This window comes from Algibacter sp. L1A34 (assembly GCF_009796805.1).
Taxonomy (GTDB): domain Bacteria; phylum Bacteroidota; class Bacteroidia; order Flavobacteriales; family Flavobacteriaceae; genus Algibacter.
Window position 1 is genome coordinate 126,179 of record NZ_CP047029.1, and the last position, 26,115, is coordinate 152,293.

Here is a 26,115-nt window from a genome sequence, read left to right on the forward strand (position 1 = left end):
AAGGTTAAGTATGTCGATTCGCTTTCTTATGTAACACCACATAACAAAATCGAATACTTATACAAGAATGAGCACATTCCAAGAATTAGGTCTTAATGAAGATCTATTGAAAGCAATTACAGATTTAGGATTTGAAAAGCCTAGTGAAGTTCAAGAAAAAGCAATCCCTATTTTATTAAATTCTGAAACCGATTTAGTGGCACTAGCCCAAACCGGAACAGGAAAAACGGCTGCGTTTGGTTTCCCTATGTTAGAGAAAATTGACGTTGATAGCCGCACGACTCAAGGTTTAATTTTAAGCCCAACGCGTGAACTTTGTTTACAAATTACCAACGAAATGAAACAATACGGTAAGTATTGTAAAGGTTTAAATGTGGTTGCCATTTATGGTGGATCTAGCATTACAGACCAAGCTCGTGACGTTAAACGTGGTGCACAGATTATTGTGGCTACGCCTGGTAGAATGAAAGATATGATTAGCCGTAGATTGGTTGATATTTCTAAAATCCAATACGCGGTTTTAGATGAGGCTGATGAGATGCTAAACATGGGTTTCAAGGAAGATATTACTGATATTTTATCACACACTCCAGATGAAAAAAACACATGGTTATTTTCTGCAACTATGCCAAGAGAAGTGGCAACTATTGCGAAAAAATTCATGGACAACCCACAGGAAATTACGGTTGGAAATAAAAATGAAAGTACAAGTACCGTATCTCACGAATACTATTTAGTTAATTCTAGAGACCGTTACCAAGCCTTGAAACGTTTGGCAGATGCAAATCCAGATATTTTTTCTGTAGTATTTTGTAGAACAAAACGTGATACTCAAAAAGTTGCCGAACAACTTATTGAGGATGGTTATAGCGCTGGTGCTTTGCACGGTGATTTAAGCCAAAACCAACGTGATTTAGTAATGCAATCGTTTAGAAAAAACCAAATACAAATGCTTGTTGCAACAGATGTTGCTGCTCGTGGTATTGATGTTGACGATATTACTCACGTTATAAATTACCAATTACCTGACGAAATTGAAACGTATACTCACCGTTCTGGTCGTACCGGACGTGCTGGTAAAAACGGTATTTCTATGGTTATTGTTTCGAAAAGTGAGGTTCGAAAAATAAAAAGTATTGAACGCATTATTAAACGTGAGTTTGAGAAAAAAGAAGTGCCAGATGGTATGGAAATTTGCGAAGTGCAATTAATGTCTTTAGCTAATAAAATCCATAACACGGAAGTTAACGACGAAATTGAAAAATACCTAACAAGCATTAATGAAATGTTTGAGGATACAACGAAAGATGAATTGATTAAAAAATTCTTCTCGGTTGAATTTACACGTTTCTATAACTATTACCAAAAATCTAAAAACTTAAATGTTGCTGAAGGTTCTAGAGATGGCGGACGTGAAGGTGGTCGTGATCGTGATTTTGGTGGAAAATCTAATTCTACAAGATACTTCATTAATGTTGGTGAAAAAGATGGTTTCGATTGGATGAAATTGAAAGATTTCTTAAAAGACCAATTACAACTTGGTAGAGACGATGTTTTTAAAGTGGAAGTTAAAGAGAGTTTCTCTTTCTTTAATACTGAAAACGAAACTAAGGATAAAGTTTTAGCTTTCTTTACAGACTTTAAACATGAAGGACGTTTTGTAAATGTTGAAGTTTCGGAAAACCGAGGCGGTGGCGGAAGACGCAATGATAGACGTAGTAGTGGTGGCGGAAGACGCGACGATAAACGTGGAGGCGGAAGACGTGGTGATGACAGAAAAGGTGGTTCTGGAAGCAGAAGTGACCGCAGACGTAGTAGTGAAGGAGGTTCTAAACCAAGACGTTCGGATTCGGACTCTGGTGGAGGAAATTTTTCTGGAGCTAGACGTTCTAGAAGATAAAATTTATATTTTATAACATATAAAAGCTGACTGAAAGTAAAATTACTTTTTAGTCAGCTTTTTTTATGCCTTGTATTTAGTGTTTTAATGTAAAATGGCCATGATACTGTGTGTTATTACTCGGCCTATTAATAACAAACCAATAATCTGAAGTTGATAGCGGATAGCCGTTTAAAGTGCCATCCCATCCTTTTTGAATAGAGATTTAATTGAATGATTAATTTACCGTAACGATCGAAAATATTGATTTCGCTAATACAGAGTTGAATAGATAGCCAATAATCTACACCATTATTTAGACTCTCTACGTCATTATTTTCAAAATTAATACCTACACTAAACCAAAATACCAATTAGCTGCTTAATCTTGAGCATCAGTAATATTTGAAAATAAAAAAAAACACTAAAACCCACAATAAAACAATGCATATTAAACAGTTAGCCACCTTAATTTTATAGTTAAAAATAAATTTCAGAAAGGTTTAGTAATTTCTTATGAAAATAGATGTCTGTAATAATATTCTTAATAAAAACCACTTAAATATTTACAAAAACCTCGTTATTGTGTTCAAATCCGTATTAATAGAGCACTTCTAAGTTAAATTATATTAAAATATATGGTTATATTTAATTCTTTAGTACTTTTATAAAAAATTCGTTGATGAGAAAAAATTTAATTTTCCTTTTTATATTTACTTTATTGGTAGGGCAAACATACGCGCAAGACAGCGAAAAAGCAGAAGGAGTTGTGCTTAACGCATCAACATCTACAGCTCTAGAAGGCGTAAATATTGTAAACCTAAACCAAGTAAAAGGAACTACAACAAACCAAAAAGGCGAATTTAAAATTACAGCAAAAGTTAACGATACTTTACATTTTTCTTATTTAGGATTCAAATCTATAAAAGTTAGAGTAACTAATGATTGGTTAAAATACGGTAGTTCCAACATAGAACTTACCGAACTCGCCCTAGCATTAGAAGAAGTTGTGGTAAGCCAATTAAAACTAACCGGTTTTTTAGAAGTCGATATAAAGCAAGTTCCCGCTGTTAACAGTAATTATCGCTATAATATTTCTGGATTAGAAGGCACGGGTTATGAGGCCGATAAAAAATCTGGACTCACCAAAGTAATAGGATCTATATTTAATCCAGCCGATTTTCTACATCGTATGTTTGGTAAAAAACAAAACGAACTTAGAAAGTTAAAAAAGATGAAGGAAGACGATGAAATTAGAAATCTTCTAGCAACTAAATTCGACCGCGAAATGCTAACCGTTTTACTTCAAGTAGATCGTGTTGATTTAGACGAAATTGTAAGCCAATGCAACTATTCCAAAGGTTTTATACAAAAAGCAAACGACCTTCAAATCCTCGATGCCATTAGCGAATGTTACGAAGAATATAAGGTATTAAGCCGAGGAAGAACTCGTAAAATTTAAAATATTTATTTGGGCGTTACCACAAGGGTCGGGCTTTCCGCTATATCTTTTGGCAAAACACCTCTATCTATTTAAACCTCTTACTTTATTAAAAAACCTGCTTTATCCAAAGTTAGAGAAATTATTTTTTGCAAAAAGGATGTCGCATCAATCCCTAACGCGACCATCTGTAAAGGCCTTTTCTCTTCTATAAAACAGTTAAAAATTTACTAATTAACATGTTAAAAACTATTAAAGAAACAACATCATAAACAAAAAATGATGTATTTTGGTACAACAACCATCAAAACAAACCATGCACTATAAAAAAGCGTTACTCTTCTTTTTAATGCCACTCACCATGATTTCTCAGAATATAACAGGGAAAATTTACGATTCGGAATCTACAGTACAAGGCGCCAAAATTTTTAATAAAACAAAAAACAGCGTTACATTTTCTGATGAGAAAGGAAGCTTCAACCTTATTGCTACTCGTAATGATAGCTTAGTAATAACATCACTCTTCCATCAAACAAAATATGTAAAAATTGACGCGTTTTATTTAGAAAACACAATAGTTGTAGAACTCACAAAACAAGTAAACAATTTACCCGAAGTATTACTTGCAGAAAATGCCAACCAATCTGGATTAAAAGCTCTCGAAACTAATAGTGATTTGGGAACAGAATTAGCATCCGACTTAAAAAATAATTCTGAAACTTGGTATAAAAACATGCCAAAATCGGGCATAGATTTTGTTGCCATTGCATCGCTTGTGGCTAAGCTTTTAAAAAGTAAAAAAGCCAAACCACAACTTATAACAACAATAGAATATAAAACTTTAGATTCTCTTTTTTCTTCATCACATAAATTGTTCAATAAATCATTGCTAATCAACGATTTTAAAATACCTGATGAGTATATACCTCTATTTTTTGATTATTGCGATTCTCAATCTATAAACTCTAATTTATTACTAGAAAAAAATGATTTTATGCTTCTAGATAAACTTCTTAAAAGTAGTAATGACTTTTTAGAAATGCTTAAAACTACTGAGCAAAATTAATCTGTTTCATAAAAACGTTCGGTAATTTTCTCGTAACTTTTTATTGTTTTTGTACACCAATCTAAACGCTTTTCTAGAATTTCATCTTCGGTTAAATGCCATTCCAAATCAGATTGTCTTAATTTAGACGTTGCTTGTTGTAAAATAATAGCCGCGGAAACAGAAATATTTAAACTCTCGGTAAAACCAACCATTGGTATTTTTAAATAACAATCCGCTTCATCTAAAACCGCTTGAGATAAACCTTCCGTCTCTCTTCCGAAGAAAAAACAAGATTTTTTAGTGACATCGAAGTCCTTTATATCACAATCATTAGCATGCGGTGTGGTAGCAACAATTTGATACCCTTTACTTTTCATATCTGCAATACAATCCTTAACATGATTATAGCGATTTAGATCTACCCATTTTTGTGCGCCCATGGCTATTTCTCTGTCAATATCTTTAGAGTTTTGTTCCTCGACAATATTAAGTTCTTGAATCCCGAAAACATCGCAAGTTCTCATAACAGCACTGGTATTATGAAGTTGATAAACATCTTCTGTGGCAACCGTAAAATGTTTGGTGCGCTGTGCTAAAACTTTGGTAAATTTCTCCTTTCGTGATGGTGTAAGGAATGTTTCCAAGTGCTCTAATAGTTTTAAATCAATCATGCGTCAAAAATATAAAAGAATTTTAAATCGCAACGTAGTCCACTTAGAAGATTTTTCATTAAAAATAAATACAATTTAAAATCTAAGTCTGTTCCAATTGATTTAAAATTTATATTTTTAACACTATGAAACATATTGTTGTATTAACAGGAGCTGGCATAAGTGCCGAAAGTGGTATTAAAACATTTCGTGATGCCGATGGTTTATGGGAAGGCCATGATGTTATGGAAGTCGCTACGCCACAAGGTTTTGCCGCTAATCCCAAATTAGTTTTAGACTTTTACAACCAACGCCGTGCAGAACTTAGCACTGTAAAACCAAATAAAGCACATATTGGTTTGGCAAAACTTGAAAAACAGTATAAAGTAAGTATAATTACCCAAAATGTAGATGATTTACACGAGCGAGCTGGTAGTACAAACGTAACCCATTTGCATGGCGAATTGCTAAAAGCAAGATGTACAGTTGATAAAAATGATATTAAAACTTGGAAAAACGACATAAATTTAGGCGATCTATCTGATAAAGGATACCAAATGCGGCCGCATATTGTATGGTTTGGTGAAGATGTCCCGATGATGGATAAAGCCATTGAAATTTGTGAAACTGCAGATATTTTAATAATTATTGGCACCTCTATGCAAGTATATCCAGCTGCTGGTTTAATGAATTATGTACCGCAAAACACACCAACATACTTTATAGATCCAAAACCTAATATGAAAAGCAGTAAAAATTTAACGGTAATTACAGAACCTGCAACCATAGGTTTAAGTTTGGTTGAAAAACTTTTGGAAAGCGACGTTTAATTTTAACAAAACTGAGTTTATAGCGTTATTTAGCTAATTCTCTATTTTATGTTTTTATTTTATGTTTTTCTACGTTTCTTAGGTATTCTTTTACAAATAACCACAACTAGATTAAAGCAAATTTTATTTAAAATTGGCTATTTTTGAGTTAGTTCACTTTATATCTCTCACTAAACCATATATATGCTTTTACGCGTTAGTTGCAAATTGGAATTTCAAATAGAAACACCAACTCCTTTTATTTTAATGTTACGCCCTCGTAGTGGTGCTCAACAATGGGTAGAACGGGATGAATATAAAATACCTAAAAATGTAGCTATAAGTGAATTTACAGACAATTATGGTAATCTGTGCCAACGCCTTGTTGCTCCAAGTGGTAAATTCTCGATATATACTACGGCAGATGTAAAAGTTTCAGATTATATGGACGTTGCCTTTGGAGCTCCTTTTATAGAAGTTCAAAATTTGCCAAACGAGATACTTGGTTATTTATTACCAAGTAGATATTGTGAGTCTGAAAGATTTCATGATTTAGCAAAATCTATTACCGAAAATGCTCTACCAGGTTACGACCAAGTTGCTGCCATTGAAAATTGGTTACGAAATACTATTAGTTTTATTCCTGGTAGTAGCGACTTTCCTATTTCGGCCGCAGAGGTTAACATGAAACAATCTGGAGTTTGCAGAGATTTTGCGCATTTAGGAATTGCATTGTGTAGAAGTTTAAGTATTCCGGCACGTATGGTGGTTGGGTATTTGTACGAATTAAAACCAATGGATATGCATGCTTGGTTTGAGGCCTATATTGGCGGACGATGGTATTCTTTTGATGCTACTCAAAGCGGAATAAAAGGTGGTTATGTTACCGTTGGTTATGGTCTAGATGCTGCCGATGTTGCCGTATATAATCAATTTGGTCCTTCCGTTACCCCTATTCAGCAATTAATTACTGTAGAACAAATTGAAAGTTAAACTTAGATATTAATTTTCCTTTTCTCAGCAATTTCATCATTAATAAACTCGACATATTATATACAATTATGCTATAATACTTTTACGAAATAACCTTAGGTTTTATAAAATTATTTGGAAAATATCAGATAATGAAACAGATACCTCATTAAAAAGTTTATCTTCGCGCAAAATTTAGAATTGCTTTTTATGAAACGTATTAATGAATACAAGAAATTATTTGGTGCTGAACAAGATATGAGTTTAAAAGCTTTAAAATCTTCTTACAGAAATTTAGTAAAAGAATGGCACCCTGATAAATTCCAAGCTGGAGACGAAAAAGCTATTGAAGCTGAATTAAAAAGTAGACAAATTATTGATGCTTACCATTTTTTAGTGAGCATTGCTCCAGAAACAAAGGAAGCGAATTTAGAAGATTTCAACCAAACTATTGCTTCTCCAATTATGGATTGGCAACATAAAGGTTTACTTTTAGAAGTTACCTTTTTAGATGGAAATACATACGAATTCTTTGGAGTAAACAAAGCTGTGTATATCAAATTCTCACAATCTGATAAACAAACACGTTTTGGTAAACGAAACATTTTTAACACGTATACCTACAGAAAAATTAAGAAAAGTGAAGTAGAAGCTTAGGCTTTATTCTTCTCCTCTATCCATCGGCTCATAAATTTGGTGCTCTGCATGCTATGATGATGTAGCATTTGCCCCATAAAATTATTTTGACGATGCGTATATAAATTATCTACAATCGATTCAATTCGTGATAAGAACATCTTTTTATGTTTTTGCGCATTGAATCGATTGTTTATTACAGCAAATCCGTATTCCTGCTTTTCTTCCCAAACCCTTTCATTATTATAAAGTTGAACAGCTTGATTTGCAAAATTGTTCGGGATATCCTCAACAAACCCATTCGGTTCCAAATCGCCAAACATACCTTCTGCTCCAATTGTTGACGTTACCATGGGTGTACCATTTTGCATAGCATCTATTAATTTACCTTTTAAACCTGCTCCAAACCGAATTGGAGCTAAACATACTTTAGCTTGCTGCATTACCGTATTTACATCTTCGGCAAAACCTTTTATTAAAAAACCTTGTTTCCCGTTGTGTAACTGGTTTACTTTTTGCGACGCATAAGCTCCATAAATATGTAATTCTACTTTTGGTAATTGCTTTCTAATTAATGGCCAAATGGTATCTTTTAAATATAAAACTGCATTGTAATTAGGTTCGTGAAGAAAATTTCCGATGGTAATAAAATGTTCTCGATCTTCAAAAGATGGTAGATTTCCAATTATTTCTTTTGAAATTTCATCTAACATAAAAGGCAAATAAAGCAGTAAATCTTCATTAACTTTAAAATCATTTTTTAGAATTTCCATTTCAGCCTCTGAAATAATTAAGGTTAAATCGCAACGGTGAATACAAGCTATTTCTCGTTTTGCTGTATCATTAAACAAATATGCTTTATCAAATAATTTTTCATCTTTAAATGCTTGATGTCTGCCTTTTCGTAAACTGTGTAAATCTTCGGTATCTAAAATTTTAATGGCATTCGGGCAGTTTTCAGTAACACGCCATCCAAACTGTTCTTCCATCATAAAACGATCGAAAAGAACAATATCAGGATTTAATCCTTTTACAAAATCGTCAAAACTACCGTTATTCAATTCAATTGCAGTTTGCAACACACCAATACTTTCAAGGTTAAAAGCATTATCACTTTTTGCACAAGGGCTAGCAAAAGTAATGTTGTAATTTTGTGTCTGAAAAGTTTCAATTAACTGCATCATCCTAATGCCTGCAGCAGAACTTCTAGGTTCTGGCCAAACAAAACCGATTATTAATAATCTTTTATTCACCTAAATTAATTGATATTAAAACTTAATTCCGTTAGAACCCTTTCCAAGTTGATTGTGACTAAATTTACTCAGGTTTAGCTTCCAAACTATATTTTATACGCACCAATTTCGCCCAATCTACAACAGCTTTAATTTGGGCATCACTAAGTTTAGCTTCTGTATGTGTAATGGTATAAGATTCTAAAGGCATTTCTTTCTCTTCAACCATTTCAATAATTTCTTCAAACTTATGGTCTTTTCGTTTTACAGAATTCCCTATCCAATTAGAAAGATTCAACTCTTCCTTTCCTTCCTCGACATGATGTGCCATCCAGAAATTTACTGGCGTTATATTATTGTACCAAGGATATCGCGTTACATCGCTATGGCAATCGTAGCAAGTTTCTTTTAAAATAAGCCTTACATCTTCAGGCGGATTTGTTTCAGCCAAAAAGGCATCAATTGAAGCCAAATCACCTTCATTTTTTTCTGGTCCAAAAAACTGACCAATTACAAATACGATTAATAATAACAACAATATTTTTTTTACTATCTTCATTTTAATTAAATTTAAAGCATAAAAATACGCAATCCATTTGACTACCGAGCAACTGTACAACGAATTAAATTACGTAAACCATTCTAGAGAAAAGCGGTTGTTTTATGCCAATATGATGATTAACCATCCGGAGTTAATCCCTAAATTGTTAGACATCCTTTTTAGGGTAGACGATAAAATTTCTCCACGTGCTGCTTGGGTTTTAGAGTTTATGTGTAGTAAAGATATTGAAACTATAATTCCCTATTTAGATCACTTTACAGAAAACATATATAAAGTTCATTTAGATCCTGCTGTGCGTCCCGTTGCTAAAATTTGTGAACTTTTAGCTAAGCATTATAACTCCAGAGAAGATAACCAAATTAAGACCGAGTTAACAAAAGTGCACCAAGAACGTATTATTGAAACTTGCTTCGATTATATGATTAACGATGAAAAAGTAGCACCAAAAGCATACGGAATGGTTGCTCTTTTTCTATTCGGAAAACACTTTGATTGGGTGCATCCCGAATTAAAAATAATTTTAGATCGTGATTACCCTAAACAAAGTCCAGCTTTTAAAGCACGAGCCCGACAAATTTTAAAAAAGATAAAAAAGTAATTATAACTCTATAACATTTTTAAGTTCTTTATCTGAAATAACTAATAATTTACTCTTTACAAGTCTTTTAGTTAATTCTCTCCAATTTTCATCTTCATCAAAAATAGTTTTTAAAATAGGGTGTGCCTTTTTAAACTCCTTATTGTTTAAAAGATTAATAGCGTACCAAAATTTCATTTCTAAATTTTCTGGGAACAACTTTTGTGCTTCTAAGTAGAATGTTTCAGCAGCTTTTGTGTCACCTTTTTCCATTGCCAAATCACCATTATTCATAAAATCATAAGCTTTATGAATTTTAATTAAGCGTTCTAATTCTTGTATTGGGTTTTCGTTATCTTCAACCCTTAAATCCATAATAGTATCTTCCCAGATGTTACCTGTAGAAGTAGGTTTTACAATTAAAATGGCAGCACTTTGACTTCCTCGAATATCTCCTTTTTCATTTTGTGCGGCTTTCATTGCAGCTAAAATACGCTCACTAAGCGAACCCGCAGTATTTTCAAATGCTACAGCCATGGCATCCCAAACTGTATTATTAAGCATCATATTTGCCTGAACAGAAAAGTTATCACCTTGCCTGTGCCCTGCATTTTCAATACAAAGACTTCCCGTATGCGTGGCAACATGCCCTTTTACATCTAGAAAAGCAACCTGTCTAAACATCTCTCCTTCATCTTCGCCTAACAAAGAATCCAAAGCTTTTTGTGGAGGCACTCCTTTTTTCATTAAAGCAAGACCTTTTGGTCCATAACTTGGGTTTATAAAAGATTGGGTTGCAACTACACCTACTCCCGCTTCACCATAAGTTACAATACTACCAACACTAAACCAATGGCTTTGTACGGCAACCCCCATTTCTCCAGTTTCTGCATCGCGAGCAACAATAGAATAGGTATGAGCAAAAGGTTCTGACTTTTTATAATTTTGAGCCATAATGGTTTGTGTTAAAAACAGGATTAAGAATAGATTGTATATTTTTTTCATTTTCAAAAAAATTAAGATTAAAGATAGGTAATTTCTAATAGAGTTTTATTGTATAATAACTATATTTACAGCTTCAAAAAATCAAATAAACTATGTCATTATCAGCATTAAACGCCATATCGCCAATAGATGGTCGTTATAGAAGTAAAGTAAACGAATTAGCGCCATATTTTTCGGAAGAAGCCTTAATAAAATATCGTGTTTTAGTTGAAATTGAATATTTTATCGCACTTTGCGAAATTCCGTTACCTCAATTAGAATCTGTTGATAAAGCTATTTTTGAAGATTTAAGAGGTATTTACAAGAATTTTTCTTCGGAAGATGCGCTTGCTATCAAAAAAATTGAAAGCGTTACCAATCACGATGTAAAAGCGGTTGAGTATTTTATAAAAGATAAGTTTGATGCTTTAAATCTTTCAGCATACAAGGAGTTTATCCACTTTGGGTTAACATCTCAAGATATAAACAATACAGCCATTCCTTTAAGTATTAAGGAAGCAATGAATGATGTTTATGTTCCTGAATATCTTATAGTTTTAGAAAAAATTAAAAAACTATCTAAAGATTGGGCACATATCCCCATGTTAGCGCGTACACATGGGCAACCAGCTTCGCCTACTCGTTTAGGAAAAGAAATTGAAGTTTTTGTTGTGCGTTTGCAAGAGCAATTTAACTTATTGAACGATATACCTAGCTCAGCCAAATTTGGTGGAGCAACTGGTAATTTTAACGCACACCACGTAGCTTACCCTAATATTGATTGGAAAGCTTTTGGAAGCAAGTTTGTTCAAGAAAAATTAGGTTTACAGCACTCTTTCCCTACTACACAAATTGAGCATTACGACCATATGGCGGCTTTATTTGATAATTTAAAGCGTATAAATACCATTATCCTAGATTTAGATCGCGATATTTGGACTTACGTTTCTATGGATTATTTTAAACAAAAAATTAAAGCTGGTGAAGTAGGTAGTTCTGCTATGCCACATAAAGTAAACCCTATAGATTTTGAAAACTCTGAAGGAAATTTAGGAATTGCTAATGCTATTTTCGAGCATCTATCAGCTAAATTACCTGTTTCTAGACTACAACGTGATTTAACAGATAGTACCGTTTTACGTAACGTTGGTGTACCTTTCGGGCACACATTAATCGCTTTTAAATCTACAGTAAAAGGTTTAGACAAATTACTTTTAAACGAAAGTAAGTTTGCACAAGATTTAGAAAATAATTGGGCAGTTGTTGCCGAGGCAATACAAACTATATTACGTCGTGAGGCATATCCAAATCCTTATGAAGCTTTAAAAGGTTTAACACGTACTAATGAGAAAATAAACCAAACCTCTATTTCTAACTTCATTGATACTTTAGAAGTAAGTGATGTTATAAAAGCAGAATTAAAACAAATTACACCAAGTAATTACACAGGAATATAAATATGTTTGATGATAAGACTTCTTTAATACTTTGTGGCGTTCTAGTAGCGATTATTTTTTGCACAGGTGTTTTAAAAATTCTTGATAATTACATTGTTTTAACCGTTATTTCAGTTTTGTTTTTAACCATTGTTTACAATATTATTTATACCAAACAGAATTTAAAATAGTTAAAATACACACATAAAAAAAAGGGACACTTCGGCAAAAGTGTCCCTTTTTACATTAACATTTAACTGTAATCCTTACGAGTTAAATTATTTAAAAAAGTTTTGAATATCTTCAAGTTGGCTTTTATCAAAATCGGCTTGTTTTAATGCGCTAACTAAAGTTCCCATTTTCGACGGATTCATATCGTTACCTAAAACACGTACAATACCAAAACCATATTCCTTAGAGCTTCCGAAAATAACAACCTCATCAGCTTCATCATCAGTTCCTATATATTTTACAGCAATCTTATTTCCTTTATCGCTAAACTCAATAAGCTCGTTGTATTTCTCATCCTTTAGAATCTCTTTAACCGTAGCTATTTCTGCTTTTATAGCCTCTGTATTACTTTCATTAGCCTTATAACCAATAAAGTTTAAGCGGCTTACAGAGTTAAAAGCCTCTGTTTGCTCTTCCGTAAAACTAGACTTATCCATTTTCAACATAGAAATTGGTAAATCTTGCGAAATAAAATTTGGCGCCTCTTGGTGGTCTACAAAATAAGTTTGTAAAGTTGGCCCGCTGCTACAGCTAACTAAAATAGCTGTAGCAAAAAGACCTAATAACAAGTGATTAATAGCTCGTTTCATGATTGATGGTATTAATTTGATTGATGAAATTATTTTTATATTTAAGTAAAACATCTGTTAAACAGTATTAAACTATTACTTTTTATCTAAATGCTTCCCTCCTGGAATATTCATTTTATCAGTAAGTTTAGAAATTTCGTTTAAGTCAATATCACCAGTTAACGATACTACAACGGTTTCAATTTTACGTTCCTGTCCGCCAACTTCAATACCTTCTTCCATAAACTTATCAACGCCGTTTACAAAAATTAAAAGTTCCTTAACGTGGTCGGCATCTTTACCTTCTTTTACGTAAAAATTTACATTAGTACCATCGTCTTTCACTTCCATTAATTCCTCTAAAGCACTAGAGCGTGATTTTACCCATTTAGCAAGATCTGCTGCTATCGCTTTATTATCGGTAATCATGGTTTTAAAACTTGTAATACTTTTTACCATATCCATATAAGCCTTAGCTTCTTCATCTTCCACATTAATTCCCATTTTGGCAATCATTTGAAACATTTTTGGTTTTATCGATACATAAGTCACATCAGAATTGTCACTATATTTCTCAAAAACATCCTTTTGTGCCATTCCTGTTAAGGGTAATAACATCACGGCCATTACGAATACTATTAATCTATTTCTCATTGTATTTGATTTTAATTTATTTGAATTCTTCATTTTTTCTTTATTAGTTTTTAAAAATTATTCCTGTAGCATTATCAATTTCGTTTAGATATCCAAGGGTTGCTTTACCTTTCTCCAATTCGTCTAAATAATTTACTGTAGACACACCTTTATTAAAATTTTGCGAAATCATTTCTAAAGATCGTGTTACTTCTACTAAAGCCAACTCCGGATCTTCATAAGTACCTAAATCATTATCCTCTTTAAGGCTACTTCCAAAATAAAACCCTATCATTAAAACTGCTACTGCTGCAACCGAAAGCCATTTGTAATTAAAATTACGTTTCGTTGCCTTTGCTTCAGTATCAAAAGGGATCTCCTTATTAAATTGCTCCTGCTTGCTTACCAAAAAATAGCCAAACATGGGTTTATACATTTCTAAATGGGGAGCAACATTGTCTCCTACAAAATAGTTTTTTAACAGTTGCTCTTCCTTTAGGCTTGTTTCGCCGTTCTCGTACTTTTCTAGTAAATTTTCTATATTATTTAATACCATAATTATGTGTATTAGTCAGTTTTTCTCTTATTGTTTTTCTTGCTCTCGATAAGTTTACGCGTACTGCTGTATTATTCATATCCAGCATTTTTGCAATCTCATCTAAATCGTACTCTTCTATATCTCGTAGCTGAATTATTGTTTTCTGTAACTCCGGCAAATCCTTAATAATTTTAGATACCCAGTTTACGCTATCATTTAATTCAACTTGCTTTTGTAAAGCCGTTTGTTTATCCTCGTAATTTGTATGAACAATTTTAAGATTCTGCGCCTGCTTCGATTTCAACTTATCGAAACAAAAATTCTTAGTCATCGTCATCGAAAAAGCCTCCACGTTTTTATACTCGGCAATCTTTGTCCTATTGTTCCACAACTTTAGTAAAACCTCTTGGGTCGCATCTTCGGCTTCTTCCGTCGAAACTAGCAAGCGTTTCGCTAACCGAAACACTTTATCCTTAAAAGGCATTACAACATTTAAAAACTCCGTTTGAGTCATTTTGAATTGGTTTTATTAAAACAGCTTGGTTACGGCTATTTAAGTTACGACGACCACATTTCTCATTTGTTACATCGAATAAAAATATTTTTTTAAAATAATTTGGGCGTAACCCTTTTCCGCTAAAGCTACAAATGGTCGGGCTATACGCTCCAAGTCCTCGCAATCCCGATTATCATCGGGCTTACTGTGGGCTATCCGCTGCTATCCCTTACGTAAGGTCTGCCTCCAAAAACAGTCTAAACTAAAAACAATATCGTTAAACGCGGCATAATGTTTGATTTTTAAACCGTAACAATATTTTTTATTACACAATAATGTACCTAAATTTAGAGTTTCAAAATACAAGCTCTACTAATTAATAAGACATGAAAAACATAAAAGCCTTACTACTTCTTACATTAATATCCTTAGCTGCAACAAGTTGCTTTAAAGATGAAGATGATATTATTGTCTCTGAAAACGAAAAAACAGAAGAAATAAACGATTTTGTATGGAAAGCAATGAATTCTTGGTACAACTGGCAAGCAGAAGTTCCAGATCTAGACGACTCTAAAGACGATAATAACGAAAGTTATACAGCTTACTTAAATGAATATTCTACTCCAGAAAATTTATTTAACAGTCTTATATATCAAACCGATGTAATAGATCGTTTTTCATGGTTTATAGAAGATTATATTGAGCAAGAAAAAGCATTTCAAGGTATAACCACATCTTTTGGTTTACGTTTTGAAGGTGTTCGAATAAATACCGATGACGATGTTATTATATATGTACGCCACGTTGCCGACGATTCTCCAGCTAGTGCAGCCAACATTAAACGTGGCGATATTATAAACGCCATTAATGGTACCGTTTTAACAGCGACAAATTACAATTCTGCAATAAGTGGCTTATATCAAGATCAGGTCACCTTATCTTTTGTATCAGAAAGTGACGGAATGCTAACAGCTATAGAAGACAAAACCATTACCGCAACCGTAGTCTCAGAAAACCCAGTGTATTTTACAAAAGTATTTTCTGATATCGACGGAAAAAAAGTAGGCTATTTATTATATAATGGTTTCCGATCTTCATACAACGATGAACTAAACGATGCTTTTGGTTTCTTTAAAAATGAAAATATAAGTGAACTTGTTTTAGATTTAAGGCTTAATGGTGGTGGATCTGTAGAAACATCTGCCTATTTAGCCAGTATGATTTATGCTAATGCAGAAACAGGACGTTTCGCTGAATTAGTTTTCAACAGCAAACAACAGGGCGAAAATGACTATTACAACTTTACAAACACTCTAAATGTGTATAATAGCAATAGTGAAAAAACGGGAACAGAAGCTATTAACCGCCTAAGTACAATAAATCAATTATATGTGTTAACGTCTGGTAACACGGCATCGGCTAGTGAAATGATTATAAACGGATTATCACCATATATTCCTGTAAAACTTATAGGAACTACAACTTATGGAAAAAATGTAGGTTCTATTACATTGTATGATTCTCCAGATTCTGACTTTTTATCTAGAAACTCAGCAAATTCAACGCATTTAAATGCTTTACAGCCTATTGTGTTTAAAATATTCAATAAAAATGGAGAAAGTGATTATGCCGATGGTTTTGAACCAAACGTTACCGAAATAAACGAATACGATTATTGGAACAACACCTTGCCATTTGGTGACGAAAACGAAGCTATTTTAAAAGCAGCTTTAGATAATATTAGAGGTATTTCTGGTAGAAGCACTACTACTAAACAAAGTAACAACTCAACACGTTTAGAAACACCATACACCAATAATAAGTTCGAAAACGAAATGTATATTAATGCCGATTTTTTATCTAACACCAAATAAGTTTTAGATTTAGGTTTTAAAACTTTTGTGCTAGACCCAATTCCAAATATTTTTACACCGATTTTGCAGGAACTATTATAGATTAAAATTTTATAGACAGCTTACCAAAAGGCGTTGCCCCTTGTAGAGAACATAGCGAGTTACAAACGTTTTCTTTCGATGGTTCTATCTTCAAAAAACCTATTTCATTTACCATTAACGAAAAGGGATATCGCGAATATGATGCACAAAAAACCGATGACGATTCTGTTTGTACGGCATTTGGTATTGCGATTTAATACAAAACTCAACAACATAAAAAATGCCACCATAATTGGTGGCATTTCTTCATATAAAAACACATTACGTTTTCTATTTATTTCTTTATTAGTTTCTGAGTAAACAAACCAACTTCAGTTGTTAATTTCACTATATAAACACCAGGTTTTAATCTATCTATTGAAACTGGAGTATCCTTATTACTTACCAACTGCTTTAGAACTAAACTTCCCGTAATCGAATAAATGGCTATAGTTCCTGCTCTTGAAACATACAGTTTAGATACAGCAGGATTAGGATATAATGACAGTGCATTTGCCTTATTTACGGCATCCAAACTTAATCCTGTAGCTTCGTTAATAACACCAACAGCATCTAAATCGAAACCAGAAGAGCCAAATGGTGTTGCGTATGGATCGTTAACAATGTTTCCGTAACTATCATATGTTGCATATGTAGGATCTATTGTGCCAATAACATCAATAATTTTTACGTGCGTAATAGCACTCTTATCTAATAAAATATTATCAGTAATATCATCTAAATCGAAAGGTGTTCCATAACTACCTCTGTACTTACCTGCTAAATTATTAATATAAGTAGCGTCAAGATTACCAAAACTAGCAACTTGAGTTTCTGTTTGAGTCTGGCTATGCGATGGAAACCTAAAAAAGGTTACACCATCGGAACTTACTTCAACAAAACCTAATTCTAAAAAAAGACCATCAAAACTGTTCTCAAAAACTGCAAAATCGAAACCAGCGTTATTAACTATTGGAATACTGAAAGTTAAAATGGCTGTTCCGCCATCACCAAGGCTTACTATTTGATCATTAGATTTATCGATTGCATTTTCTGGAACTCCAAAATTCGCTAAATCCCCTGTTGGATTTGTAATATTTTGAGGGCCTCGAACTACAGTAACTCCAGTGGCCCAAGATTTAAAAACATCAGAATCTCTATGGATAGCTGTTGTGCCATCTGCACTTGCACTTGGCGCGTAAGACTGCCCATAAATAGCGAGATTTACTAGTGAAAAAAGTACTGCAAAAAAGTAATTTTGTTTCATGATTTCTTAAATTGGGTATAAAAAATAGCTAAACAAGGTAACTGTTCTTAATATCTTATCGTTTTTCTCTAAAAATCTACTAATACATTAGAAAGTACCAAAGCCAATATAACTGTTTTATTAGTTAAAATAGATTTTAGAAGCTCCACTACCAACATTAAAAGTATGAATTAAAGCAGAGCTATCTAAATCGTAAATTAACAACTCACTTTGTGCCGTAAAACTTGCGTTCGTTACATAAACCTTATCATCATTAACAGAAAGCCCGTAAAGATAAATATCGGCTATTTCCAAAATAGACGTTGTTGGTAAAGTAGACTCATCATCATCCAACTCGTATATTTTATTATTCATAGCGTAATAAACCTCGTCATCATCATGTGCCATTTGGCTTGGGTGTAAACCTGCTGCAAACTCAAGTGTTTCAATAACAGTATCTGTAGTTGTATTTATTCGTGTAATAGACGCTGCTGTTTCTACATAATTAGCTGCCCAATCTCTGTTATCACCACTACATAAAACAACTAAATTCCCATTAGAATCGAAAGCCATTTCATCTGGAGCATCATTAACTGTAATGGTTTCAATACTGTCGTCCGTAGTATCAATTACCGAAACAATGTTATTAATATTATAACCACCTTTATGCGATATATATAAATTATCACCTTTAGCTAATATTTGTTCTGGACCTTCAGCTATAGCTATAGTGCCCGTTACTGTGTTCGTATTTAAATCTATTTCTGCAATAAAATCATCTGTAGTATCAGTTCCATCTCCCCAGTTTGTTACATACCCTTTACCGTTTAAAAAAGTAATGTATCTTGGAGTTAATAATCCTGTTGAAATTTCAGCTTGTTTTATAAACGTATATCTATTTACTACGATAATAGTGTTAGCGGTATCAGAAATTATGTAAGCTAAATCGCCATTAAAACCAATAGATTGTAAATACACACCTAAAATCTCTGTATTTACATTGTAATAAATTTCATTTTCTACTGCCATGTAATCATCTGAAATATAAGATACAGATGCTGACTGACCACCTTCCGCACTAACTAAAATACCATTATCATAATCGCCTAGTGGTAATTGAGTGTCATCATCATCATTATTAGAACACGAAAAAACTAAAAGTGATACTGATAAAACTGATAAAATAATTTTCTTCATTTTTGATTTATTAGAATTTATAGTTGATTTGAATATTAAAATTTCTATTCGGCATAGGCCTAAAAGCTACGTTTTCGTAAACTTCATTAAATATATTTTGCAGAGTAATCCCTGTTTCTAGTTCGTTTTTTGTGTTCTTAAAAAAAGTATAATTACACCCCATATTCCCCACATCATAACCGTTTAAAGAAGTAAAACGTCCTTCTAGATTATCTGCTGTAGTAAAAACATCTCCATTAAACATGTGCTGATAAAACACTGTAACAGCCTTATAATTGTAGGCCAAGGCTAAATTTCCTTTATGAAACGGCACATAAATAAGTTGTTTATTGGTTTCTAAATCTTCAGAAACGGTGTAAGAGTAATGTCCGGAGACATTAAATTGATGCTCGTTAATATTGTAATGCGATTTAACTTCTAACTCCACCCCATAATTGGATACCTCGCCAATATTTATTGGAGACCACACATTCGAAGTATCAGGCTGCCATTGTATCATATCTTTTGTATTAATATAATAACCATTAAGTTTTACATTAAAATTAGGGTAATTAAAGTTTTGCCCTAAATCTATTTGGTAAGACGATTCTGGAACCAAATCTAAATTACCACCTGGTTGCCAATACAAATCGTTAAAAGTAGGAATACGGTAGTTTTTAGAACCGTTTATTTGAATCTGATAATGTTCAAATAAATCAAAACCCGCATCAACTGAAAATACAAAGGGTCTCTCACCTCCTGTTGTAAAATCTTGTCTTAGGTTAATGCCATAACTTAATAAGTTATTAGGTTTGTGATTAAGTAACGCTGTTGCAGAAAATGCGTTTCTTACCGGCTCCTCAAAACTATCTCCGTTTCCTATTGAATTTGAATATTCTAAAATGGTTTTAAATTGAAGTTTCTCATTAAAACGCACATTAAAATTATGATTAATTAATAACGTATTTACTTTTCCTAAACTGTAATTATCTTTGTCTTTATTTTCAAAATATTTAAACATTTCGTGCAAATGAACCACTTTAACTTTTGAACTAAATTCCCCGGAAATTCGTGACCATTCTAGCATGGTTCTAAAATTTTCGTCCTCGTATTTACTTCTAGAGGGTCCTATTAAAGTGCCCGAAAAATTACGCTCGCCAATATAACTTTGATGGTATAATTTTAAAATATCCTTATCGGAAATAAAAACACCCAAATTCACGTTCATGTTTAAATTATTGAACTCGCCATTCTCGTTAACCTCATCCGTTCCAAGATATTTATAATCGTTATCGGAATCCACATAAGTTACTCCAACATTAGCTGTCCATAGCTCACTTCCGAAAGAAGAATTAAAACCTAAATTTTTAGAATTAAAGCTTCCGTAGCCTGTTTTAATAGTAGTATTAAAATGATCACTAAAATTTAAATCATTATTTAGATGAATACTACCTCCAATAGAACCGCTGCCATACTGCACACTACCACCACCACTTCTAATATCTATAGAACTATAGTTTGAAGTATTTACGGTATTAAAGTCCGTTTGGCCGTTTAGTTGTGAATTAATATTAATACCATTCCAAATAACGGCTGTTTGCGATGCTGTTGTCCCTCTAAATGAAGGCGACGACACCATACCTGCACCATTTTCTTTAAAATAAATATTAGAATTAAACGCGAGTAAATTTGTTAATGACATCGCATTTTTGCTTAAAACAGAATCTGTAAGTTTTTCTATTTTTATGCCTGAAGCATAGTTCTTTAACTTGCTATCACTTAAAATTACAGCATCTAATTTTTGGACAGTATTAATCTGTGCTTGCATACTGATACAAACGCCAAAACTTAAAAAATAATAAAGTAAAAACCTGTTTCATAAATCTTTGAAACTCTTTACCCGAGAGTTATTTTTAGATGATGAAAATGGCAGGTCTCCTGACTTGTTTTATGTTATCTTACCTTCCCAGTTTTACCACCAGTGGTTTTTTTGAGTTAATAACACCTTAATAAATAAGTAAGTACCGAAATATTTCGATAAAAACGTACAGTTGCGGGAACAGTCCTAGATTTTAACTAGATTCCCTTTTAATTGATATATCTGTAATCCTTAACTTGTTTTAGGATACAAATAATGGTCAAACCAAATTCTTTACAAAAATAGATTCTTTTTTAAATGCAAACTAATCAAATTCATTTTTTCTTATTCAATTTATAAACAAGATATATAAAACCAATTAAAAAATGTAATATTATAATACCTCCTACTATATATAGTGTTAAATTTGAACCGTTTCTCATAATAGAAATTTTGTATAAATTTAAAAAACTTAATCTATCTAAATGTCACTATTGTTACAAAAAAAGTATTTATCCTTCTCTCTGTTTTTTATTTTAATAAGCTTTATTTCTTGTAAAAAAGAAAAAGAAACAACGAATAATATTACTACAGGAAAAGAAATAAAGCTAAAATACGCCAAAGGTTTTTCAATAAAAGATTTAGGCATGTACAAAACTTTAGAAATTAAAACACCATGGCCAAATGCTGAAAGTAGTTTTAGATACGTTTTAGCTAATTATGGAGATAATAAACAAGCAGATAACACTATTTCTTTACCAATAAAAAAAATTGTAGTAACATCTACTACACACCTTCCGGCTTTAGAGCTTTTAGGAGTAGAACAAACTTTAGTTGGTTTCCCTGGTACAAAGTATATTTCTTCAAAAAAAATAAGATCTAGAGTTGATAATGGAGACATTAGAGAACTTGGTAAAAATGAAGGTATAAACACCGAAGTCCTTTTAGAATTGGATCCAGATTTAGTTGTTGGTTTTGGAATTGACGGTAACAACAAATCTTTAGACCTTATTGAAAAAGCAGGAATCCCTGTAATTTACAATGGAGATTGGGTAGAGACTTCTCCGCTTGCAAAAGCTGAATGGATTAAATTTTTTGGCGTACTATATAACAAAGAAAAAGAAGCCGATTCTATCTTTAACACCATTGAAAAAGAATACTTAAATGCTAAAAAAATAGCGAAAAACGTAAAGAACAAACCAACTGTCCTAAGTGGAGCTATGCATAATGATATTTGGTACTTACCCAATGGAACAAGTACCGAAGCGCAATTATTAAGAGACGCCAACACAAGTTACTTATGGAACGACTCTAAAGGCACAGGAAGTTTACAACTTAATTTTGAATCGGTTTTTATGAAGGCTCAAAATGCCGACATTTGGTTAAGTCCATCTAATTACTCAAGTTTAGAAAAACTAAAAAATGCGAGTGCACATAATGCAGAATTTAAAGCCTTTAAAGATAAAAACATCTATTCTTTTAATAATACAACAGGAGATACTGGCGGTGTTTTATATTTTGAATTAGGCATGAGTCGCCCAGATTTAGTACTCAAAGATTTAATAAAAATTTGCCATCCCGAATTACTGCCAGATTATAATCTTTACTTTTTTGAACGTTTAGAATAAAAACAAAATCTATTAGTTTTAAAAACAAAAAATGAGCAAAACTTACAAATATTCTTTTCTAGCCTTAACACTTACTTTAGTGTTCTGTTTTTTCATGAATATTAGTTTGGGGTCTGTTTCTATTCCATTTAAAGCCATTTTTAATAGTTTAATAAACAGCAACGTAGAACACGAAAGTTGGCAACATATTATTATAAATTACCGCTTACCAAAAGCTATAACCGCCATAATTGTAGGCTCGGGTTTAGGTATTTCAGGCTTATTAATGCAAACATTATTTAGAAACCCATTAGCTGGTCCTTTTGTGCTCGGTATAAGTTCTGGTGCTAGTTTGGGCGTTGCAATCGTTATTTTAGGCTCGGGCTTGTTTGGAGGTGTTTTCGCGTCCCTTTTTGTTTCAAAATGGGGTATTGTAATTGCCGCAAGTTTAGGTAGTTTTTTGGTGTTACTAGCCGTTTTAATGGTTTCCATTAGAGTTCGAGACACCATGGCTATACTTATTATTGGCCTTATGTTTGCGAGTATTACAGCGGCAATTGTTAGTGTACTGTCTTATTTTGGATCGGCAGAACAATTACAACAATATGTATTTTGGGGCTTTGGTAGTTTAGGAAATTTATCATGGAACGATCTCGGTATCCTTTTATTAATTTATACCATAGGGATTCTGGCAAGTATGTTTTCCATTAAATCACTAAACACCTTACTTTTAGGTGAAAATTATGCCAAAAGTTTGGGCTTAGATATTAAGAAAAGCCGATTAATAATCATTATTGCCACGAGTTTACTTGCTGGAACCATTACCGCTTTTACAGGGCCAATTGCTTTTATTGGGTTGGCTATTCCGCATTTAACACGTCAGATTTTCAACACCTCAAATCATAAAATATTATTACCAGCCGTATTTCTACTTGGCGGTATTGTTATGCTCATTTGCGACAGTATTGCTCAGCTACCAAATAGCGATTACACTTTACCTATTAATGCCATTACGGCTTTAATTGGTGCTCCTGTAGTTATTTGGCTATTGGTTAGAAAACGTGGAATGGTATTTTAATAAATAAAAAGGATAGAAAATAGCATGAACAACAAGACCACACATATCATTTTAAAAACCGAAGATTTATCTATTGGTTATGCTTCCAAAAAGGCTAAAACGGTTGTGGCTTCTCAAATTAATATTGAATTAAAAAAAGGAGAATTAATTGGGCTTGTAGGTGCCAATGGTATCGGGAAATCGACACTTTTACGAACATTAACAAACGTTCAAAAATCACTATCTGGCACTGTTTTTATTAATGAAAAATCAATTTTAAATTATAACCCTTTAGATTTAGCAAAAGTATTAAGCTTGGTTTTAACCGAAAAAATAGCTTCCAGAAATTTATCGGTTTTTGAACTTATTGCTTTAGGCAGACAGCCATATACCAATTGGGTTGGTAATTTATCGAAACACGATACAACCATTGTAAAAAATGCTATTCTTCAAACTAATATAGAAGATTTACAACATAAAAAATGCTTCGAATTAAGCGATGGTCAACTACAAAAAGTTATGATTGCTCGCGCCTTGGCTCAAGATACCGATTTAATTATTCTAGATGAACCAACGTCTCATCTAGATATGTATCACAAGGCCTATATTCTGAAATTACTCCAAAAATTAGCTAAAGAAACAGGTAAGACTATTCTATTTTCTTCACATGAAATAGATTTAGCCATCCAACTTTGCGATACTTTAATTGTAATGAATGCCGGAACCGTAGTTTCCGATCAACCGTGTAAACTTATACAGCAAGGTGTTTTTGAATCACTTTTTCCAAAAGATTTAATAAGGTTTGATAAGGAAACTGGAAGTTTTAGGGTGGAGAAGTAAATATGTTTTAGTTGAAATATTTGTTTTCACTAAATAAAAATTCAAAATTAAGTTTAGAGGACATTCTTTTTTATTTTCAATCTTCAAACTAAAAAAATTATCTTTGAATATATACCTTTTTCACAATGAACGAAAACATAATTCTCATACTCGCCATCCTAATTTCTGCTACCATTGGTGGTTATTTAGGCATGCTTTTCACTAAACTTAAAAGTAAAAGCGAAAACAGTACACTCGAAGAACGCAATAGTAATTTGCAACAACAATTCGACGATTTTAAGCAATACACACAAAGCGAAAGCGAGAAACAAAACAACATTAACACGACTCAAGTATCGGAATTAAAAGAAACCATTTCAAAAATTGAAAACGACCGCGAAAATATCCGTCGTGAAAAAGATTTTTTAAATGCTGAATTAGCTCGTAGAAACACAGAATTCGAAAACCTGCAAGCTTTAAACCTAAAACGCGATGCCGAACTGGAAGAACGCCAAGAGCAACTACGCAAAGATTTTGAGCTTCTTGCAACGAAAATCCTAGATGAAAAATCGGAGAAATTCACCCTTCAGAATAAAGAAAACATCACTAATATCTTAAATCCGCTTCAAGAAAAAATTAAAGTTTTTGAGCAAAAAGTCGATTTAACCCAAAAGGAAAGTATTAGTATGCATTCTGCTTTAAAAGAGCAATTGTTAGGCTTAAAAGATTTGAACCAACAAATGACCAAAGAAACAACTAACCTAACGCGTGCGCTAAAAGGAGATAGCAAAATGCAAGGAAATTGGGGTGAATTGGTTTTGGAGCGCGTTCTGGAAAAATCGGGATTAGAGAAAGATCGCGAATATTTTGTACAGCAAAGTTTTACTCTAGAAGATGGCTCTCGCGTGTTACCCGATGTGGTTTTGAACTTGCCCGACGGCAAAAAGATGATTATTGACAGTAAAGTATCCTTAACCGATTACGAACGTTTTGTTAATGCTGAACTTGAAGACCAACCGCAGTTTTTAAAAGCGCACATTAACTCGATTAAACGCCATATAGATCAACTTTCTGATAAAAATTATCAAGATTTGTATGATATAGAATCTCCCGATTTTGTATTGCTTTTTATCCCAATAGAACCTGCTTTTGCCGTTGTTGTAAATGAAGATAACTCTATTTACAACAAGGCTTTCGAGAAAAACATTGTTATTGTTACGCCTTCCACCCTATTGGCAACGCTTCGAACTATTGATAGTATGTGGAACAATGAAAAACAACAACAAAATGCTATCGAAATTGCACGACAAGCTGGAGCTCTTTATGATAAATTTGAAGGTTTGATAAAGGATTTAACCAACGTTGGAAAGAAAATTGATGCTGCAAAAACCGACTATTCATCTGCGATGAATAAACTTGTTGACGGCCGAGGAAACATAATTACTAGCGTAGAAAAACTTAAAAAAATGGGAGCAAAAGCGAAAAAGGCTTTACCTGAAGCTATTATTAAACGCGCTCAAGAAGATGAATTACTTTAATACTATTCTATATCTTTATTTTAAGTGTAATTAAAACCTGAAATTTTAGCATTATAAAAATCAATACATTGCGAAAACAATTTTTTAAAAGTCTCTTTCCTTAAAACTTCCTAAAAATTAAATACATTTAGGAAATACATTTTATATATTCATATTTTAGAATATATTTAAATGCTACTAATTATAA

At 32.7% G+C, this 26,115-nt stretch carries 25 protein-coding genes and 1 riboswitch; of the genes, 13 read left to right on the forward strand and 12 right to left on the reverse strand.

Features of this window, described 5'->3' with window-relative positions:
• Positions 1-67: 67 nt before the first annotated feature.
• On the forward strand, positions 68-1,900 hold the full coding sequence (locus GQR97_RS00465; RefSeq protein ID WP_158843996.1) for a DEAD/DEAH box helicase: 1,833 nt from the start codon (positions 68-70) through the stop codon (positions 1,898-1,900).
• A 76-nt stretch (positions 1,901-1,976) separates the two neighbouring features.
• Here GQR97_RS00465 and GQR97_RS19925 read toward each other — a convergent pair whose 3' ends face one another.
• Entirely contained in the window at positions 1,977-2,105 is a 129-nt protein-coding gene (locus GQR97_RS19925) for a T9SS type B sorting domain-containing protein (protein ID WP_158851533.1), read from the reverse strand.
• 456 nt (positions 2,106-2,561) lie between these two features.
• Between GQR97_RS19925 and GQR97_RS00475 the strand changes: the two genes are divergently transcribed.
• The gene (locus tag GQR97_RS00475; RefSeq protein WP_158843998.1) at positions 2,562-3,341 is read left to right on the forward strand and encodes a carboxypeptidase-like regulatory domain-containing protein; all 780 of its coding nucleotides are present in this window, start codon (positions 2,562-2,564) and stop codon (positions 3,339-3,341) included.
• 268 nt (positions 3,342-3,609) lie between these two features.
• Positions 3,610-4,386, forward strand: a complete 777-nt coding sequence (locus GQR97_RS00480) for a hypothetical protein (RefSeq protein ID WP_158844000.1) — start codon at positions 3,610-3,612, stop codon at positions 4,384-4,386.
• Here GQR97_RS00480 and GQR97_RS00485 read toward each other — a convergent pair.
• Positions 4,383-5,039: a TrmH family RNA methyltransferase gene (locus tag GQR97_RS00485; protein WP_158844002.1), complete on the reverse strand. Its 657-nt coding sequence runs from the start codon at positions 5,037-5,039 to the stop codon at positions 4,383-4,385. The genes GQR97_RS00480 and GQR97_RS00485 overlap by 4 nt on opposite strands.
• Positions 5,040-5,164: 125 nt before the next feature.
• On the opposite strand from GQR97_RS00485, the gene GQR97_RS00490 reads away from it, so the two are divergent.
• The 3 genes from GQR97_RS00490 to GQR97_RS00500 all read left to right on the forward strand — a co-directional run bounded on the left by GQR97_RS00490 (position 5,165) and on the right by GQR97_RS00500 (position 7,456).
• Positions 5,165-5,848 carry an SIR2 family NAD-dependent protein deacylase gene (locus tag GQR97_RS00490; RefSeq protein WP_158844004.1) on the forward strand — a complete coding sequence of 228 codons (684 nt, stop codon included), beginning with the start codon at positions 5,165-5,167 and terminating at the stop codon, positions 5,846-5,848.
• Positions 5,849-6,031: 183 nt separating this feature from the next.
• Positions 6,032-6,820, forward strand: coding sequence for a transglutaminase-like domain-containing protein (locus GQR97_RS00495; protein ID WP_158844006.1), 789 nt, complete (start codon positions 6,032-6,034; stop codon positions 6,818-6,820).
• 189 nt (positions 6,821-7,009) lie between these two features.
• A complete protein-coding gene (locus GQR97_RS00500) occupies positions 7,010-7,456 on the forward strand; it encodes a KTSC domain-containing protein (protein WP_158844008.1) in 447 nt (148 codons plus the stop codon).
• Here the strand turns inward: GQR97_RS00500 and GQR97_RS00505 are convergent.
• Together GQR97_RS00505 and GQR97_RS00510 are read right to left on the reverse strand one after the other, a co-directional pair.
• Positions 7,453-8,688 carry a glycosyltransferase gene (locus tag GQR97_RS00505; RefSeq protein WP_199269895.1) on the reverse strand — a complete coding sequence of 412 codons (1,236 nt, stop codon included), beginning with the start codon at positions 8,686-8,688 and terminating at the stop codon, positions 7,453-7,455. The two genes, GQR97_RS00500 and GQR97_RS00505, sit on opposite strands and share 4 nt — an antisense overlap.
• A 64-nt stretch (positions 8,689-8,752) precedes the next feature.
• Positions 8,753-9,226: a heme-binding domain-containing protein gene (locus GQR97_RS00510; RefSeq protein ID WP_158844010.1), complete on the reverse strand. Its 474-nt coding sequence runs from the start codon at positions 9,224-9,226 to the stop codon at positions 8,753-8,755.
• Positions 9,227-9,263: 37 nt separating this feature from the next.
• Between GQR97_RS00510 and GQR97_RS00515 the strand changes: the two genes are divergently transcribed.
• The gene (locus tag GQR97_RS00515; protein ID WP_158844012.1) at positions 9,264-9,827 is read left to right on the forward strand and encodes an adenylosuccinate lyase; all 564 of its coding nucleotides are present in this window, start codon (positions 9,264-9,266) and stop codon (positions 9,825-9,827) included.
• Here GQR97_RS00515 and GQR97_RS00520 read toward each other — a convergent pair whose 3' ends face one another.
• A complete protein-coding gene (locus GQR97_RS00520; protein ID WP_158844014.1) occupies positions 9,828-10,811 on the reverse strand; it encodes a DUF1028 domain-containing protein in 984 nt (327 codons plus the stop codon).
• Between the two features lie 92 nt (positions 10,812-10,903).
• Between GQR97_RS00520 and purB the strand changes: the two genes are divergently transcribed.
• A complete protein-coding gene (gene purB, locus GQR97_RS00525) occupies positions 10,904-12,247 on the forward strand; it encodes an adenylosuccinate lyase (protein WP_158844016.1) in 1,344 nt (447 codons plus the stop codon).
• Between the two features lie 257 nt (positions 12,248-12,504).
• On the opposite strand, the gene GQR97_RS00530 is transcribed toward purB, so the two are convergent.
• From GQR97_RS00530 to GQR97_RS00545, 4 genes are all read right to left on the reverse strand, one after another.
• A complete protein-coding gene (locus GQR97_RS00530; RefSeq protein WP_158844018.1) occupies positions 12,505-13,047 on the reverse strand; it encodes a DUF4252 domain-containing protein in 543 nt (180 codons plus the stop codon).
• Between the two features lie 75 nt (positions 13,048-13,122).
• Positions 13,123-13,680, reverse strand: a complete 558-nt coding sequence (locus GQR97_RS00535; protein ID WP_158844020.1) for a DUF4252 domain-containing protein — start codon at positions 13,678-13,680, stop codon at positions 13,123-13,125.
• A 43-nt stretch (positions 13,681-13,723) separates the two neighbouring features.
• On the reverse strand, positions 13,724-14,215 hold the full coding sequence (locus GQR97_RS00540) for a hypothetical protein (protein WP_158844022.1): 492 nt from the start codon (positions 14,213-14,215) through the stop codon (positions 13,724-13,726).
• The gene (locus GQR97_RS00545; RefSeq protein WP_158844024.1) at positions 14,202-14,711 is read right to left on the reverse strand and encodes an RNA polymerase sigma factor; all 510 of its coding nucleotides are present in this window, start codon (positions 14,709-14,711) and stop codon (positions 14,202-14,204) included. The genes GQR97_RS00540 and GQR97_RS00545 overlap by 14 nt, the downstream gene beginning before the upstream one ends.
• Positions 14,712-15,079: 368 nt before the next feature.
• Here GQR97_RS00545 and GQR97_RS00550 point away from each other — a divergent pair, with 368 nt between their 5' ends.
• The gene (locus GQR97_RS00550; RefSeq protein ID WP_158844026.1) at positions 15,080-16,567 is read left to right on the forward strand and encodes a S41 family peptidase; all 1,488 of its coding nucleotides are present in this window, start codon (positions 15,080-15,082) and stop codon (positions 16,565-16,567) included.
• A gap of 355 nt (positions 16,568-16,922) precedes the next feature.
• Here the strand turns inward: GQR97_RS00550 and GQR97_RS00555 are convergent, their stop codons facing one another.
• The 3 genes from GQR97_RS00555 to GQR97_RS00565 all read right to left on the reverse strand — a co-directional run bounded on the left by GQR97_RS00555 (position 16,923) and on the right by GQR97_RS00565 (position 20,877).
• On the reverse strand, positions 16,923-17,894 hold the full coding sequence (locus GQR97_RS00555) for a T9SS type A sorting domain-containing protein (RefSeq protein ID WP_158844028.1): 972 nt from the start codon (positions 17,892-17,894) through the stop codon (positions 16,923-16,925).
• 120 nt (positions 17,895-18,014) lie between these two features.
• On the reverse strand, positions 18,015-19,070 hold the full coding sequence (locus GQR97_RS00560) for a YncE family protein (protein WP_158844030.1): 1,056 nt from the start codon (positions 19,068-19,070) through the stop codon (positions 18,015-18,017).
• Positions 19,071-19,080: 10 nt separating this feature from the next.
• On the reverse strand, positions 19,081-20,877 hold the full coding sequence (locus GQR97_RS00565; protein ID WP_158844032.1) for a TonB-dependent receptor plug domain-containing protein: 1,797 nt from the start codon (positions 20,875-20,877) through the stop codon (positions 19,081-19,083).
• Positions 20,878-20,959: 82 nt separating this feature from the next.
• Positions 20,960-21,177, reverse strand: a riboswitch (cobalamin riboswitch).
• Between the two features lie 215 nt (positions 21,178-21,392).
• Here GQR97_RS00565 and GQR97_RS00570 point away from each other — a divergent pair.
• From GQR97_RS00570 to rmuC, 4 genes are all read left to right on the forward strand, one after another.
• Entirely contained in the window at positions 21,393-22,535 is a 1,143-nt protein-coding gene (locus GQR97_RS00570; RefSeq protein ID WP_158844034.1) for an ABC transporter substrate-binding protein, read from the forward strand.
• A gap of 31 nt (positions 22,536-22,566) precedes the next feature.
• Positions 22,567-23,592: a FecCD family ABC transporter permease gene (locus GQR97_RS00575; RefSeq protein ID WP_158844036.1), complete on the forward strand. Its 1,026-nt coding sequence runs from the start codon at positions 22,567-22,569 to the stop codon at positions 23,590-23,592.
• Between the two features lie 24 nt (positions 23,593-23,616).
• Positions 23,617-24,411 (forward strand): ABC transporter ATP-binding protein, encoded by a 795-nt coding sequence (locus tag GQR97_RS00580; protein ID WP_158844038.1) that lies wholly within the window; start codon positions 23,617-23,619, stop codon positions 24,409-24,411.
• 125 nt (positions 24,412-24,536) lie between these two features.
• On the forward strand, positions 24,537-25,928 hold the full coding sequence (rmuC, locus tag GQR97_RS00585) for a DNA recombination protein RmuC (protein ID WP_158844040.1): 1,392 nt from the start codon (positions 24,537-24,539) through the stop codon (positions 25,926-25,928).
• Positions 25,929-26,115: the final 187 nt, after the last annotated feature.